Raw genomic sequence first — 13084 nt, forward strand, 5'->3', positions numbered from 1 at the left:
CTTTAGTCCACGACGCTGTTGATAGTGACGGCCACCGGGCCCTCGGCGTCAGCCAGCGTCACTGGCCCGGCCTGGCCAGCCAAGTCGCCGGGCTGGGGCATGGCCTCTCCAGATGCCGAGACACGCACTGTCAGGTTGACCTCATCAACCTGGGAGAGCCGCGCCATGGGTGCCATGGCGTCGCTATCGTCGAGCGTCACCTCGAATGGTAGATCGGCCACCGTGGCGCGCTCGACGGCTAGGGGGGGCAGTTTGCCTTCGACGTCGCGGGCCACCACGAACACCGTGTCGCTCTGGCTTGCCCGCGAGCGCAGGTGATCGGCCAGACTGACATTGACGATCAGCGACGGGCCGCCGCCCGGCGCCTTCGATGCCTCGGGGGCAATACCCAGGCGCTGCTGGGCAGTGGCGATGCCGTCGCGCAGGGCATCGGCTGCCCCAGGGTCGTTGAAACCGGCAATGGCCCGGCGCCAATAATCGATGGCCTCCTCGTAGCGGCCATGATCAAAGGCCTCGATCCCCAGCATGCTGAGCACGGTAGGCTGGCGAGGGTCCCGGGACAGCACTTCGTCGACCAGGGCCTGCACGTCATCGGTCAGGGTGCGGTTGGCGATGAGGAACTTCATTTGTGCCAGTTGCGCCAAGAGATTGACCTGCCGACCTTCCAGCGAGATCAGCCGCTCGAGTGCGGCACTGGCCTTCTCGAATTGGCCACTGTCGCGGTAGAGCGGAAACAGCGACAGCCACACCTTGGGGTTTTCGGGCTGCCGTTCGGCCTGGTCCTCGAATCGCTCGATCAGCATCGGCAATGAGCCATCGGGAGAACTGATGACCTCCTGGCGCACAGCGAACAGTGCCAGATCGCCTTCGGCCCCTTCACGCTGATACCAGACGACGCTGCTCACCACGAGAGCCACCATCAGCACTGGCACCAGGGCACGGCCCGCCCGGGGCGGCTTGAGGGGAGCGTGACGGCGAAACTCGGTGTCCTCGAGCAGGCTGCGATCAAGATCCAGGCGACTCTCCTCGAAGCGCATCGCGTCGATCTCGCCGCGCTCACGTGCCGCTTCCAGCGACGCTAGACGCCGATGATAGACCGCTACGTTCTGTGCCTCGTCTCGCTGCTCGGTCTCGTAGGCCTGCTGGGCGGCATGCACTGCAGCGGCTCGCCGCAATGGCAACACGAGCAGCCACAGGGCCGGCAACAGCAGCAACCCCAGTGCTAACCACAGCAGGTTCATTGCGTCCTCTCTCGATTGATCAGTGCATCCAGCCGCTCCCGCTCTTCGCGGCTCAGGGCCCGATTCGAAGCGCTGCGTCGCGCACGGACGATCAGGGCGATAACGATGCCCCCCATCACCACCAGCGCTGCCGGCAACCCCCACAGCACCCAGGTGCGGTCGGTCAGGCGCGGATTGTAGAGTACGTACTCGCCGAAACGATCGATCATGTAATCCTGGATCTCACGATCGGAGCGGCCCTCACTGAGCAGTTGCGCGACACGCTCGCGCATGTCTTCGGCAATCGGCGAATTGGAATCCCCAATGGCCTGGTTGGCACATTTGGGGCAGCGCAGCGAGTCGGTCAGGGATTCGTAACGCTGCGTCATGACCGGGTCATTGAACTGGCGAACCTCGATGGCCGCCATCGCCAGACCTGCAGCGAACAGTAACATTGCCAGCAGGCTGGCAGTCAGAAGCCTATGCAGCGGCGTCATTCGCTTCGCCATTTCTCCACCTCCGGCAGAATGACCTGTTCGACGTCTTCGGGCGTGATATATCCCGTATGGTGGTAGCGGATGATACCGTCGGCATCGACCAGGAAGGTTTCGGGCGCACCGTAAACGCCCAGATCGAAGCCCAAGCTGCCTTCAGGATCGAAGATATTGAGTTCGAAGGGGTTGCCGAACTCCTTGAGGAATTCCTGTCCCTTGGCCCGAGTGTCCTTGTAATCGACACCCACCAGGCGTACGCCGCGCTCGGCCAGCTCCAATAACTGGGGCATCTCCTGCTTGCAGGTCGGACACCACTCGCCCCACACGTTGACCAATGTGACCTGTCCCTTCAACAATGACTCGTCGACCATAGCCTCGGGATCCTCCAGAGTGGCCAACTCGAAAGCGGGAAACTCTCGAGCCAGCAATGCCGAGTCGCGCGCACTGGGGTTCATCGACAATCCCTGATAGAGGAACACGGCGAGAACGCCAAAGAGCACCAAGGGAATCAGCAGCAACAGCCGACGCCTCATGCCCGAACCTCCTTCTGCTCGCTGTGTGCTTGGATCGCGGTGCTACGCACCCGACGATAGCGGCGGTCGACAACAGCCAGAATCCCGCCCAGGGCCATCAACAGGCCACCAAGCCACAGCCAGCGCACGAAAGGCTTGTACTGGATGCGTAGTGCCCAGGCCCCGTCGCCGAGATCCTCTCCCATCGCCACGTACAGGTCACGCAGCAGACCAGGGCGCAGCGCGACATCGGTCATCGGCATGCCTCGGGCGAGGTAGAGACGCTTCTCGGGATGCATGGTGAAGGCATGCTCCCCGTCGTGACTGACCGCAATGGTGGCAGTATCGGCGATGAAATTGGGACCACGCCGCTCGCGCAGGTCCTGCATGGTGAAGGTGTAGCCGGCGACTTCGACGCTATCGCCCGGGGCCAGGCGAACGTTACGCTCGATGTTGTAATGCGACACGACGGTGACCCCGACAATCGTTACCGCCAACCCCATGTGGCCCATGAACATGCCCCAATAGGCCGGCGTCAGGCGCCTCAGCCCGGCGCCTAGAGACGAGGCATTGCGTAGTTTGTCGAACAGATCGCGGACCAGCGAGAGTGTCAGCCACAGCGCTGCGGCCAGGCCCAGCGACACCCAGAGGTTCCATTCGCCACCATAAATCAGCGGTAGTACGGCGGCGAGTATCAGCGCGGCCAGACCGGCCCATACCAAACGTCGAAACAGCTCGCGACCGGGCATGCGTTTCCAGCGTGCTACCGGGCCAAGCCCCATGACGATGCATAGCAGGACCGTGAGCGGCACGAACAGGGTATTGAAGTACGGCGGGCCGACACTGATCTTGCCCAGACCCAGCGAGTCGAGCAACAGCGGGTAGACGGTGCCCAGCAGCACGGTAACGGTCATGATGACCAGCAGAATGTTGTTGGCGAGTAGCAGAGAGTCGCGTGACAGCCAATTGAAGCCCACCATGTGGCTGACGCGGGGTGCGCGCAAGGCGAAGATCAGCAGCGATATGCCCACAGTCAGACCCAGCAGTACCAGAATGAAGGTACCGCGTGCCGGATCGTTGGCGAAGGCGTGCACCGAGGTCAGCACGCCGGAGCGCACCAGGAATGTGCCCAACAGTGACAGCGAGAAGGTGATGATTGCCAGCAGGACAGTCCAGCTCTTGAAGCTGCCACGCTTCTCGGTCACCGCCAATGAGTGCATCAGTGCCGTGCCGGCCAGCCAGGGTAACAGCGAGGCGTTCTCGACCGGGTCCCAGAACCACCAGCCGCCCCAGCCCAGCTCGTAGTAGGCCCACCAGCTGCCCAGCGCGATGCCAACGGTCAGAAACGCCCAGGCGATATTGGTCCAAGGCCGCGCCCAGCGCGTCCAGGCAGCGTCCAGACGCCCGCCGATCAACGCGGCAATGGCGAAGGCAAACACTACCGAGAAACCTACATAGCCCATGTACAGCATCGGCGGATGAATGATCAGACCAAAATCCTGCAGGAGCGGATTGAGGTCGGCGCCGTCCTGCGGCACGTCGGGCAACAGGCGCTCGAAAGGGTTGGAGGTCATCAGGATAAACAGGATGAAGCCGACACTGACCCAGCCCATCACACCCAGCACCCGGGCCAGCATGTCGTGAGGCAGCTGCGACGAGAATCGGCTGACGGCGAACCCCCAGCCGCCCATGAGCAGGCTCCACAGCAGTACCGAACCTTCGTGGCTGCCCCACACGGCACTGAACTTATAGTACCAGGGCAGCATCGAGTTGGAGTTATTGGCGACGTAGGCCACGCTGAAATCATCGATCAGGAAGCTAGCGGTCAGGCAGAAATAGGCCAGCAGCAGAAACAGGAACTGTCCGCTCGCCATGGGGCGCGCGAAGGCCATCCACAGCGGTCGCCGTGTCATTGCCCCGGCCATCGGCACCGTGGCCTGCAGCACGGCCATGAGCAGGGCCAGGATCAGCGCAAAGTGGCCGATTTCGGGAATGATCTTGTCCAGCATGGGCTTGCCTCTACCTACTTGGCGATGGTTTCGGTGGGCATCTTGCCCTTCAGGGCCTCGGCCACCTCGGGCGGCATGTAGTTCTCATCGTGCTTGGCGAGCACCTGGTCGGCCCGAAGCAGGCCGTTGCCATTCAATTCTCCAACCACCACCACTCCCTGCCCTTCGCGGAAAAGATCCGGCAGGATCCCGCTGTAGCGAACCTCAAGGTCGCTCTCGTAGTCAGTGACCATGAAGCTGACGTCAAGACTCTCGCTGTCGCGCTTTACGCTACCGGCCTTGACCATGCCACCGGCCCGAATCTGACGATCCACCGGCGCCTCGCCGCTGGCGATCTGCGCCGGACTGAAGAACAGGTTGATGTTACTGCTCAGCGAGTACAGGGTCAGTCCTACGGCAATGGCGGCCAGGGCCACCAGGCCGAGAATCAGATAGAGGCGCTGCTTGCGTTTAGGGTTCATGAAGCTCTCTTTCGCTCAGGTTACGCTCCCTGCGATTGCGCCGCTGAAGTTCGCGTATCAGCTGGCGACGCTCAGCGCGGGCATGTACCGCACTGGCCACTAACAGCGCCGCAGTCACCCCCCAGGCGGACCAGACGTAAGGCGCATGTCCGCCCATGGCGACCAAGGCATGCAACGAATCAAAGGCCATCAGTATCGCCCCCGGTACGGCCCTCGACCAACTCCCGGACCCAGCGTTTAGCCGACTCCCGACGCAGTATCTCACTACGCGTACGCGTCAGGGTCAAAGCGATGAAAAAACAATAGAAGCCCAGCACCATCACCAGCAGGGGCAGCCACATTTCAACCGGCATGGCCGGCCGCTCAGTAAGCGTGAAAGTCGCTGGCTGATGCAGGGTATTCCACCACTCTACCGAATACTTGATGATTGGAATATTGACGACGCCGACCAGGGCCAGAACAGAAGCCGCCTTTGCGCCACTATCGCGGCTGGCGAAGGCGCCCCGCAGGGCAATGATTCCCAGGTACAGGAACAGTTGAATCAGCATCGATGTCAGCCGGGCATCCCACACCCACCATGTTCCCCAGGTTGGCACGCCCCACACCGCTCCGGAAAACAATGCTAAAAAAGTCATTGCGGCGCCGAATGGAGCAATGACAGTCGCCGCCATGTCGGCGAGCCTGATCTTCCAGACCAGAAAAATGCCCCCGGCGACCGCGAGGGCGACGAAGCATGACTGGGCGAGAATTGCCGCCGGCACATGAACATAGATGATCCGGAAGCTGTTGCCCTGCTGGTAATCGGACGGGGCGAACGCTAACCCCCAGGCTGCGCCTACCATCAACAGTACCGCAGCCGCCGCCCAGAACCAGGGCAACAAGCGTGTGCTGATGGCGTAGAACCACTTGGGCGAACCCAGCTTATGTATGAAGGCCCACATGAAGCTACCTCAACCGTTGATACTGATCCGCAACGCAGCGGCAATGGCCCAAGGGGCCAGCATCAGCGCCAGCGCCAGCAAGGCCCCGAGCAGAGCCAGGTGTGGCGCGGCATTGCCGCCCAGCACAGCGACCTGCACCGCCCCGGCCCCGAAAATGAGAACCGGGATATACAGTGGCAGGACCAACAACGACAACAGGACCCCGCCCCGCGCCAGACCTACCGTCAAGGCAGCACCGATAGCACCGATCAGGCTCAGTGACGCACTACCCAACGCCAGCGACACGGCCAGCACGGCGTAGCTCCCGGCCGGCAGCGCCAGCATCACGCCCAGCAGCGGAGCCATCACGGCGAGGGGCAGGCCGGTAAGCAACCAGTGAACCAGCACCTTGGATAGTACCAGCGCCGGCAGTGGCTGAGGGGCAAGCAGCAACTGCTCCAGGCTACCGTCGTCAAAGTCGCCCCGAAACAGCACGTCCAGCGACAACTGCGTGGCCAACAGCGCGGCAACCCAAAGCAGCCCCGGGGCGATCTCGGCCAGCAGATCGGTATCGGGCGAGATTCCCAGAGGGAACAGCGTGATGACCAGGGCGAAGAACACCAACGGATTGAGGACCTCGCCCCGCCGGCGTAGCAGTAACGTCAGGTCACGCTTCACTGTCGCTTTTACTGCGACTGCCAGGCCGGTCTTGGGTTCAACGACTTGCATACTCTCTTCCGATGGCTGATCCATTCAGGATACGCCCAGCGATACACGACGCAACGCCGGCAGGGGTGTCAGCTCGTGGTGTGTAGTGAGTATCACGCTTCCGCCCCGGGCCACATGCGTCTGCAGGCGAGTCTCGAGCGCGGCTACGCCCTGGCGGTCGATAGCGGTAAAGGGCTCATCGAGCACCCATAACGGCCGCGGTGAGAGCAGCATTCGAGCCAGCGCCACCCGGCGTTGCTGGCCGGCGGACAACTGGGCGACGGGCACATCTTCGAAGCCGTACAGTCCAATCTCGTCGAGGGCGGCCATCCGCGATGCCTCGCTACCATGCTCGCCATTCAACGCCTGATACCAGGCAAGATTTTCCAGGGGACTCAAGGCCGACTTGACGCCCGGCGCATGGCCCAGATACAGCAGGTTGGCGAGAAACGCGGTTCGATTGCGCCGCATCGGCTTCCCGCTCCAGAGCAACTCGCCATCATGCTCGGAGAGTTGCCCAGACAGAATCTTGAGCAGTGTGGTCTTGCCACTCCCGTTGGGTCCTTCGACACGCAGCATCTCACCCGGCCCCACGGCCAGATCGAGATTCGCGAACAGCCAACGATCGTCGCGCTCGCAGCCCAGGCCGCGCCCTTCAAGGCGGAACGTCACCGCATTCTCCCACCATCCCGGTTCGCTCGGCACTTTACACGCAAAGCCCATGAGCGACCAGACGCGCTCTTTCGCCAGCCAGTCGCGGCCGTTGAATGCATGTCGCGCCCATGACACGCAGCGCATTTGCCCGCCCCGCCACGCTTGCTATGATGCTGGCTTCATCGTCAGGAACCGCTTCATGGATTGATGCTCGAGGTGGCAGCAGGCCCGGACACCGGCACTTTCTTCACCACCCAGCGCGGTTCCCAAGGGAGAAGGTCATGCAGCAAACGACTCCGCACTACCTGCATCGTCTGCCCAACCTGCCACTGATCGATGGCGCCTGGGAAGAGATTGACGCGACTGATCTCGTCGAGATCCCCTTGCTTGGGCTGGTCACTGCCGGCCTGCCGATCGAGGCCTGCCCGGACGCGAGCAGCGTCAGGATTCCCTCACGCATGGTGCGACGCAACACCTACGCCCTTCGCGTGCGCGGTAACTCGATGATCGACTGCAACATCCACGATGGCGACGTGATCATCATTGAGCGCTATGAGTCCGCCGAGAATGGAGAGACTGCCGTGGTGATGATCAACAATCAGGAAGTCACTCTGAAGAAGCTCTACATCGACAAGTCCGGCGTACGTCTGCAACCAGCCAATGACACCATGGAACCAATCTACCTGAAGAACGACGACGTTCAGGTGCTCGGCCTGGTAATGGGTGTGATGCGCCAGCCAACCATCGCAGCCTGATGAGCTACCCAATCCCGCGCCTCGCGGAAGGCGAACTCCACATTGCCGAGATCGAGATCGAACGCAGCCGCTTCATAGCCTGGGTATGCCATGCGCCAGACACAGGCCACTTCGAGGCCCTGCTCGCCCTCGCCCGTCAGACCTATCCCGACGCCAGCCATCACTGCAGTGCATTCGTGGCTGGCCCACCCGGCGAGCAGACCGCGATTGGCTTCTCCGACGACGGCGAGCCTGGCGGCACCGCAGGCCGCCCGATGTTCCAGGTGCTCGACGGCGCGGCCATTGGCCAGATCGGCTGCGTGGTGACGCGCTACTTCGGCGGCACCAAGCTGGGCACTGGCGGACTGGTGCGCGCCTATTCCCAGGCTGTGCAGAAGGCACTCGAGACCCTGCCGCTAGACGAGTACACCGAACGCCGCCCCGTCAGACTGCACCTTGCCTTTGCTGGCGAGGCGGAAGCCCGCCATTGGCTCGCCGGCCAGGCCATCCCCGTCGACGCCGCTGACTACGATGGCAGCGGCGTCACGCTCACCGTCGGCTGGCCTAGCAACGAGCCGGTCGACCTCACCCCGCTCGAAGCCCGGCTTAAAGGGAACATTGCCCGCCTCGACTGATGCCCGTACCAGGCACGCTCTGTCACGAGCACGGTAGATCGTTACCCCAGGTACTTGATCATGACCCCCGCCGCGACGGCCGACCCTATGACGCCCGCCACATTCGGTCCCATGGCATGCATCAATAGGAAATTGTGCGGGTTGTATTCCAGACCGATCTTGTTGGAGACGCGCGCCGCCATGGGCACTGCTGAAACCCCAGCCGAGCCGATCAGCGGATTGATCGGCATTTTGCTCATGCGGTTCATCAGCTTGGCCATCAGTACACCGCATGCCGTGCCGATGCCGAAGGCGACGATGCCCAGGCCGAGAATGCCCAGCGTTTCCACTGCCAGGAAACGGTCGGCAATCAGCTTGGAGCCCACCGACAGCCCAAGGAAGATGGTCACAATATTGATCAAGGCGTTCTGGGCGGTATCCGAGAGTCGCTCGACCACGCCACACTCACGCATCAGGTTGCCGAAACAGAACATGCCCAGCAGTGGCGCGGCATCGGGCAGGAACAAGACCACCAGGACCAGCAGCACCAGCGGGAAGCAGATCTTCTCGACCTTGGAGACCGGGCGCAGCTGTTTCATGACGATGCGGCGCTCGTCCTCGGATGTCAGCGCTCGCATGATCGGCGGTTGAATCAGCGGTACCAGCGCCATGTAGGAGTATGAGGCCACGGCGATCGCACCCAGCAACTCCGGCGCCAGCAGACTCGAGACATAGATCGATGTCGGCCCGTCGGCTCCACCAATGATGCCGATGGCGGCTGCCTGGGGCAGGGTAAAATCCATCCAGCCCAGTGCAGTAAAGCCCACCGCGCCAAGGAGCGTGGCAAAGATGCCGAACTGCGCTGCCGCGCCCAGAAACAGCGTACGCGGGTTAGCCAGCAACGGGCCGAAGTCGGTCATCGCCCCGACGCCCATGAAGATGACCAGCGGTGCGATTCCCGAAGCGATGGCCACGCTGTAGAAGTTGTAGAGCATGCCGTGGGTGAAACCGGCATCCATTGCCACGTCGTTGGCGGCCCGGATCAGCGCCGGCGAGATGTCGCCATGCAGCACTTCGGCGATCTGGTGACGCCAGGCCTCGAGCCCAGCCGTGGCATCGAGTCCCAGGTTCAGCGCCGCGGCAACCTGTTCGAGTACCGCAGGCCGGGCCAGGTGCGCAGCCTGTTCGGCAGCCGATAGCGCCAGCCCGGCCTCGGGAATGTTCGCGAGAATGCCGCCGAAGCCGATCGGTACCAGCAGCAGCGGTTCGAACTTCTTGGCGATGGCAAGGTAAAGCAGCACCAGCCCGACGACGATCATTACCGCCTGGCCGAGGCTCAGGTTATAGAGCCCCGAGCCGTACCAGAGTGTCAGCAATTTTTCCATGACGCGGTATCCTTAAAGCACGATCAGGGTATCGCCGACCGATACGCTGTCGCCTTCCTTGACCTTGATTTCGGATACCGTGCCGGCACTGGCGGCACGCACTTCGGTTTCCATCTTCATGGCTTCGAGAATAATCACCACATCGCCCTCGGCGACGCTGTCGCCCGGCTTGACGTTGACCTTGAAGATGTTGCCGGCCAGCGGCGCCGTCACCGTCTCGCCGGACGACGGCGCCGATCCCTCGTCGCGGGAGACGGCCGAGTCGTTCGCGGTGCCCTGGCCGCCACTGGCCTGGACCTGGCTGATATCGCCGCCCTCGGCCACTTCGACCACGTACTGCTTGCCGTTGACGGTGACCGTATAGGTCTCCGGTGCGTCGGCCGGCGTGCCGGACTCGACGCGGGCAGGCGCCGATGCTGCGGAAGCCTGATTTTCCGGGGCTTGCGGCACCGGCTCGAAGGCGTCGGGGTTGTCGCGGTTCTTGAGGAACTTGAGTCCGATCTGCGGGAACAGCGCATAGGTGAGCACGTCATCGATCTCGCGCTCGCCCTCTTCCAGGCGGATGCCCTCGTCACGCGCCTTGCCGCGCAGCTCTTCCTGCAAGCGCGCCATCTCGGGGGCGAGATTGTCCGCCGGGCGGACGGTAATCGGCTCGCCACCCTCGAGTACGCGGCTCTGCAGCTCCTTGTTGAACTCGGCTGGCGCGGCGCCATATTCGCCCTTGAGCAGCGCCTGGACCTCCTTGGAGATGGATTTGTAGCGTTCGCCCATCATCACGTTCATGACCGCCTGGGTACCGACGATCTGCGACGTCGGCGTCACCAGCGGGATGAAGCCCAGGTCTTCACGCACCCTGGGGATCTCGTTGAGCACGTCGTCGAGCTTGTCGCCGGCGCCCTGCTCCTTGAGCTGGCCTTCCATGTTGGTGAGCATGCCACCCGGCACTTGGGCCAGCAGGATGCGCGAATCGATGCCCTTGAGCGCCCCCTCGAAGGCGGCGTACTTCTTGCGCACCTCGCGGAAGTAGGCGGCGATGTCCTCGAGTAGCGTCAGGTCGAGCCCGGTATCGCGCTCGGTCTCCTTCATGATCGCCACCACCGACTCGGTGGGGCTGTGCCCGTAGGTCATCGACATCGATGAGATGGCGGTATCGACGTTATCGATGCCCGCCTCCACCGCCTTGACGATGGTCGCCGTCGACAGGCCGGTGGTCGCATGACAATGCAGTTGGATCGGGATCGAAAGATGCTGCTTGAGGCGCGATACCAATTCATAGGCGGTGTATGGCGTGAGCAGGCCCGCCATGTCCTTGATGGCGATGGAGTGCGCCCCCATGCCCTCGATGCGCCGGGCCAGGTCGACCCAACCTTCGAGCGTGTGCACCGGGCTGACCGTATAGGAAATGGTGCCCTGGGCATGACCATCTTGCTTGATCACCGCTTGCAGCGCCCGCTCCAGGTTGCGCGGGTCGTTCATGGCATCGAAGACGCGGAAGACGTCGACGCCGTTGGTGCGTGCACGCTCGACGAACCTGTCTACCACATCATCGGCGTAATGGCGGTAGCCGAGCAGGTTCTGGCCACGCAGCAGCATCTGCTGGCGCGTGTTGGGCATCGCCTCCTTGAGCGCGCGGATACGCGCCCAGGGATCTTCTCCCAGATAACGGATGCAGGCGTCGAAGGTCGCTCCGCCCCAGGATTCCACCGACCAGAAGCCGACCCGGTCGAGTTTCTCGGCAATCGGTAGCATGTCCTCCAGGCGCAGGCGCGTGGCGAACAGCGATTGGTGAGCATCACGCAGCACCACATCAGTGATTCCCAGCGGACGTCGGTTCTCGGTCATGGCTTATGGCCTCTTGTATTCCTTGAACGGTGCTGGACGAGATGAAACGCAGCCCGCCCTGCCTTGAATTCCCTGTCTGCCTCAGCGCCGGTGACGCTGGCGGTAACGGTGCACCGCCACACTGATCGCTGCCATCACATCGTCCTCCGCCCGCGCAGGAGGTGGCGCCTGCCGAGACGTCTCCTCCTTCACGGGCGTCGGCACGAATCGCATCACCAGGCGAGACATGCCGGTCGTGGCGAACACCAGTAACGTCAGAAAGACAAAGACGAACCCCATGCCGAAGGCCATCAGGCTCAGTCCTTCCTGTACCAGTTGCGAGTCACTCATCGCGGTCTCCCTGTCGCTGCGGCAGTCTGTATCCTATCGCTGCATCTCGTCGGCAGCATTGCGCTTGGTACAATAACCTGCCTGAATTCACAGCGTTTGCAATCACACCATGGTTGGGTTGTCACGTGGTTAACTTACTACATCCGGGCCAAATCGGCCTAGCGCCCATGGAAGGGGCCATCGACGCGATCACTCGTGATCTGTTGACCATGCAAGAAGGCCTCGACTGGACCGTGACCGAGTTCGTGCGCGTAGTCGATGCCCGGCTGCCGCCGCGCGTGTTCTACAAGCATTGCCCCGAGTTACGCGAATCGGCCGTTGCCACCCCTAGCGGCATACCGGTGCACCTTCAGCTGCTCGGCTCCGACCCGCAAGCTCTCGCAGCCAATGCACATCAGGCCATCCAGCTTGGTGCCACGGGACTCGATCTCAATTTCGGATGCCCCGCCAAGACGGTCAATCGGCATGATGGTGGCGCCTCGCTGCTCCGCGACCCCGAGCGCGTCTTTCGTGTCGTGGCTGCCGTCGCCGATGCAGCAGACGGCACCGTGCCGGTCACCGCCAAGGTCCGACTGGGTTTTGCCGACCGCCGCCTGGCGCTGGCCTGCGCCCAGGCAGCCGAGGCCGGCGGCGCCCGACATCTGGTCGTACACGCGCGAACGCGTAACGAAGGCTACCGGCCACCGGCCCACTGGGAGTGGATCGCGCGTATTCGCCATCAACTGTCGATACCGGTCATTGCCAATGGCGACATATGGACATTGAAGGATTATTGGAAGGCTCGCAGCCTATCCGGCTGCGAGGATGTGATGCTGGGGCGTGGCATGCTCGCCGACCCTGACCTGGCCCAACGCATCCGGCATTGGCAGCGCACGGGAGAGCAATTACCCGAAACCGCCTGGATACGCCGCGCCGCCATTCTGGAAGCCTACGCCAACCGCCAGCAGGCCAGCTTGCCCGACAAAGTCGTGGTCTCGCTGCTCAAGCAGTGGCTGAACCAGATGCGTGCCAGGGACGCGGAAGCTGCCGCGCGCTTCGCCATGTTACGCCGAGAGACCCGTCTGGCGCCTTTCCTGGCAGGCCTGATGTCTCCAATACCCTGCGTACCACAACACGATGACCCGGCCCAGGCGTTGAGTTGTTCAGAAATATCCATCTGAAACAAAAAAGGCGTGCCCCAAGGAGGACACGCCTGAAACGA

At 62.7% G+C, this 13084-nt stretch carries 15 protein-coding genes; 3 read left to right on the plus strand and 12 right to left on the minus strand.

Annotated features, from left to right (window positions below; translation table 11 throughout):
• Positions 1 to 2: 2 nt before the first annotated feature.
• Genes ccmI through ccmA form a run of 9 tightly spaced genes read right to left on the minus strand, consistent with a single transcriptional unit; the run spans position 3 to position 6996 of the window.
• Positions 3 to 1241, minus strand: a complete 1239-nt coding sequence (gene ccmI / locus F568_RS0102200; RefSeq protein WP_019017064.1) for a c-type cytochrome biogenesis protein CcmI — start codon at positions 1239 to 1241, stop codon at positions 3 to 5.
• On the minus strand, positions 1238 to 1729 hold the full coding sequence (locus F568_RS0102205; protein WP_229804222.1) for a cytochrome c-type biogenesis protein: 492 nt from the start codon (positions 1727 to 1729) through the stop codon (positions 1238 to 1240). Before F568_RS0102205 ends, ccmI begins: the two co-directional genes overlap by 4 nt.
• A complete protein-coding gene (locus F568_RS0102210; protein WP_019017066.1) occupies positions 1714 to 2247 on the minus strand; it encodes a DsbE family thiol:disulfide interchange protein in 534 nt (177 codons plus the stop codon). Before F568_RS0102210 ends, F568_RS0102205 begins: the two co-directional genes overlap by 16 nt.
• Complete coding sequence (locus F568_RS0102215) at positions 2244 to 4235, minus strand: heme lyase CcmF/NrfE family subunit (protein WP_019017067.1); 1992 nt, start codon at positions 4233 to 4235, stop codon at positions 2244 to 2246. Before F568_RS0102215 ends, F568_RS0102210 begins: the two co-directional genes overlap by 4 nt.
• 14 nt (positions 4236 to 4249) lie before the next feature.
• Entirely contained in the window at positions 4250 to 4696 is a 447-nt protein-coding gene (gene ccmE, locus F568_RS21985) for a cytochrome c maturation protein CcmE (RefSeq protein WP_019017068.1), read from the minus strand.
• A complete protein-coding gene (ccmD, locus tag F568_RS0102225; protein ID WP_019017069.1) occupies positions 4686 to 4886 on the minus strand; it encodes a heme exporter protein CcmD in 201 nt (66 codons plus the stop codon). The genes ccmE and ccmD overlap by 11 nt, the downstream gene beginning before the upstream one ends.
• A complete protein-coding gene (locus F568_RS0102230; RefSeq protein WP_019017070.1) occupies positions 4876 to 5637 on the minus strand; it encodes a heme ABC transporter permease in 762 nt (253 codons plus the stop codon). Before F568_RS0102230 ends, ccmD begins: the two co-directional genes overlap by 11 nt.
• Positions 5638 to 5646: 9 nt before the next feature.
• Positions 5647 to 6345: a heme exporter protein CcmB gene (gene ccmB, locus F568_RS0102235; RefSeq protein ID WP_229804220.1), complete on the minus strand. Its 699-nt coding sequence runs from the start codon at positions 6343 to 6345 to the stop codon at positions 5647 to 5649.
• A 24-nt stretch (positions 6346 to 6369) separates the two neighbouring features.
• The gene (ccmA, locus tag F568_RS0102240) at positions 6370 to 6996 is read right to left on the minus strand and encodes a cytochrome c biogenesis heme-transporting ATPase CcmA (RefSeq protein WP_026300278.1); all 627 of its coding nucleotides are present in this window, start codon (positions 6994 to 6996) and stop codon (positions 6370 to 6372) included.
• A 263-nt stretch (positions 6997 to 7259) separates the two neighbouring features.
• Between ccmA and F568_RS0102245 the strand changes: the two genes are divergently transcribed.
• Together F568_RS0102245 and F568_RS0102250 are read left to right on the plus strand one after the other, a co-directional pair.
• Complete coding sequence (locus F568_RS0102245; RefSeq protein WP_019017073.1) at positions 7260 to 7733, plus strand: LexA family protein; 474 nt, start codon at positions 7260 to 7262, stop codon at positions 7731 to 7733.
• Positions 7733 to 8347: an IMPACT family protein gene (locus tag F568_RS0102250; protein ID WP_019017074.1), complete on the plus strand. Its 615-nt coding sequence runs from the start codon at positions 7733 to 7735 to the stop codon at positions 8345 to 8347. Before F568_RS0102245 ends, F568_RS0102250 begins: the two co-directional genes overlap by 1 nt.
• Positions 8348 to 8388: 41 nt before the next feature.
• Here the strand turns inward: F568_RS0102250 and F568_RS0102255 are convergent, their stop codons facing one another.
• From F568_RS0102255 to F568_RS0102265, 3 genes are all read right to left on the minus strand, one after another.
• On the minus strand, positions 8389 to 9711 hold the full coding sequence (locus tag F568_RS0102255) for a sodium ion-translocating decarboxylase subunit beta (RefSeq protein ID WP_019017075.1): 1323 nt from the start codon (positions 9709 to 9711) through the stop codon (positions 8389 to 8391).
• Positions 9712 to 9723: 12 nt separating this feature from the next.
• Positions 9724 to 11553, minus strand: coding sequence for a sodium-extruding oxaloacetate decarboxylase subunit alpha (gene oadA / locus F568_RS0102260; protein ID WP_019017076.1), 1830 nt, complete (start codon positions 11551 to 11553; stop codon positions 9724 to 9726).
• Between the two features lie 81 nt (positions 11554 to 11634).
• The gene (locus tag F568_RS0102265; protein WP_019017077.1) at positions 11635 to 11883 is read right to left on the minus strand and encodes an OadG family protein; all 249 of its coding nucleotides are present in this window, start codon (positions 11881 to 11883) and stop codon (positions 11635 to 11637) included.
• 167 nt (positions 11884 to 12050) lie between these two features.
• On the opposite strand from F568_RS0102265, the gene F568_RS21990 reads away from it, so the two are divergent.
• A complete protein-coding gene (locus F568_RS21990) occupies positions 12051 to 13043 on the plus strand; it encodes a tRNA dihydrouridine synthase (protein WP_019017078.1) in 993 nt (330 codons plus the stop codon).
• Positions 13044 to 13084 lie beyond the last annotated feature (41 nt).

The organism is Modicisalibacter luteus DSM 23508 (assembly GCF_000378505.1).
GTDB lineage: Bacteria > Pseudomonadota > Gammaproteobacteria > Pseudomonadales > Halomonadaceae > Modicisalibacter > Modicisalibacter luteus.

Bases quoted from the DNA above. Each gene is read 5' to 3' on its own strand.
- F568_RS0102205 (WP_229804222.1), bottom strand. From the start codon at position 1,729: ATGGCGAAGCGAATGACGCCGCTGCATAGGCTTCTGACTGCCAGCCTG.
- F568_RS0102230 (WP_019017070.1), bottom strand. From the start codon at position 5,637: ATGTGGGCCTTCATACATAAGCTGGGTTCGCCCAAGTGGTTCTACGCC.
- F568_RS0102215 (WP_019017067.1), bottom strand. From the start codon at position 4,235: ATGCTGGACAAGATCATTCCCGAAATCGGCCACTTTGCGCTGATCCTG.
- F568_RS0102245 (WP_019017073.1), top strand. From the start codon at position 7,260: ATGCAGCAAACGACTCCGCACTACCTGCATCGTCTGCCCAACCTGCCA.
- ccmE (WP_019017068.1), bottom strand. From the start codon at position 4,696: ATGAACCCTAAACGCAAGCAGCGCCTCTATCTGATTCTCGGCCTGGTG.
- ccmI (WP_019017064.1), bottom strand. From the start codon at position 1,241: ATGAACCTGCTGTGGTTAGCACTGGGGTTGCTGCTGTTGCCGGCCCTG.
- F568_RS0102210 (WP_019017066.1), bottom strand. From the start codon at position 2,247: ATGAGGCGTCGGCTGTTGCTGCTGATTCCCTTGGTGCTCTTTGGCGTT.
- oadA (WP_019017076.1), bottom strand. From the start codon at position 11,553: ATGACCGAGAACCGACGTCCGCTGGGAATCACTGATGTGGTGCTGCGT.
- ccmB (WP_229804220.1), bottom strand. From the start codon at position 6,345: ATGCAAGTCGTTGAACCCAAGACCGGCCTGGCAGTCGCAGTAAAAGCG.
- F568_RS0102255 (WP_019017075.1), bottom strand. From the start codon at position 9,711: ATGGAAAAATTGCTGACACTCTGGTACGGCTCGGGGCTCTATAACCTG.
- ccmD (WP_019017069.1), bottom strand. From the start codon at position 4,886: ATGGCCTTTGATTCGTTGCATGCCTTGGTCGCCATGGGCGGACATGCG.
- F568_RS0102265 (WP_019017077.1), bottom strand. From the start codon at position 11,883: ATGAGTGACTCGCAACTGGTACAGGAAGGACTGAGCCTGATGGCCTTC.
- F568_RS21990 (WP_019017078.1), top strand. From the start codon at position 12,051: ATGGAAGGGGCCATCGACGCGATCACTCGTGATCTGTTGACCATGCAA.
- F568_RS0102250 (WP_019017074.1), top strand. From the start codon at position 7,733: ATGAGCTACCCAATCCCGCGCCTCGCGGAAGGCGAACTCCACATTGCC.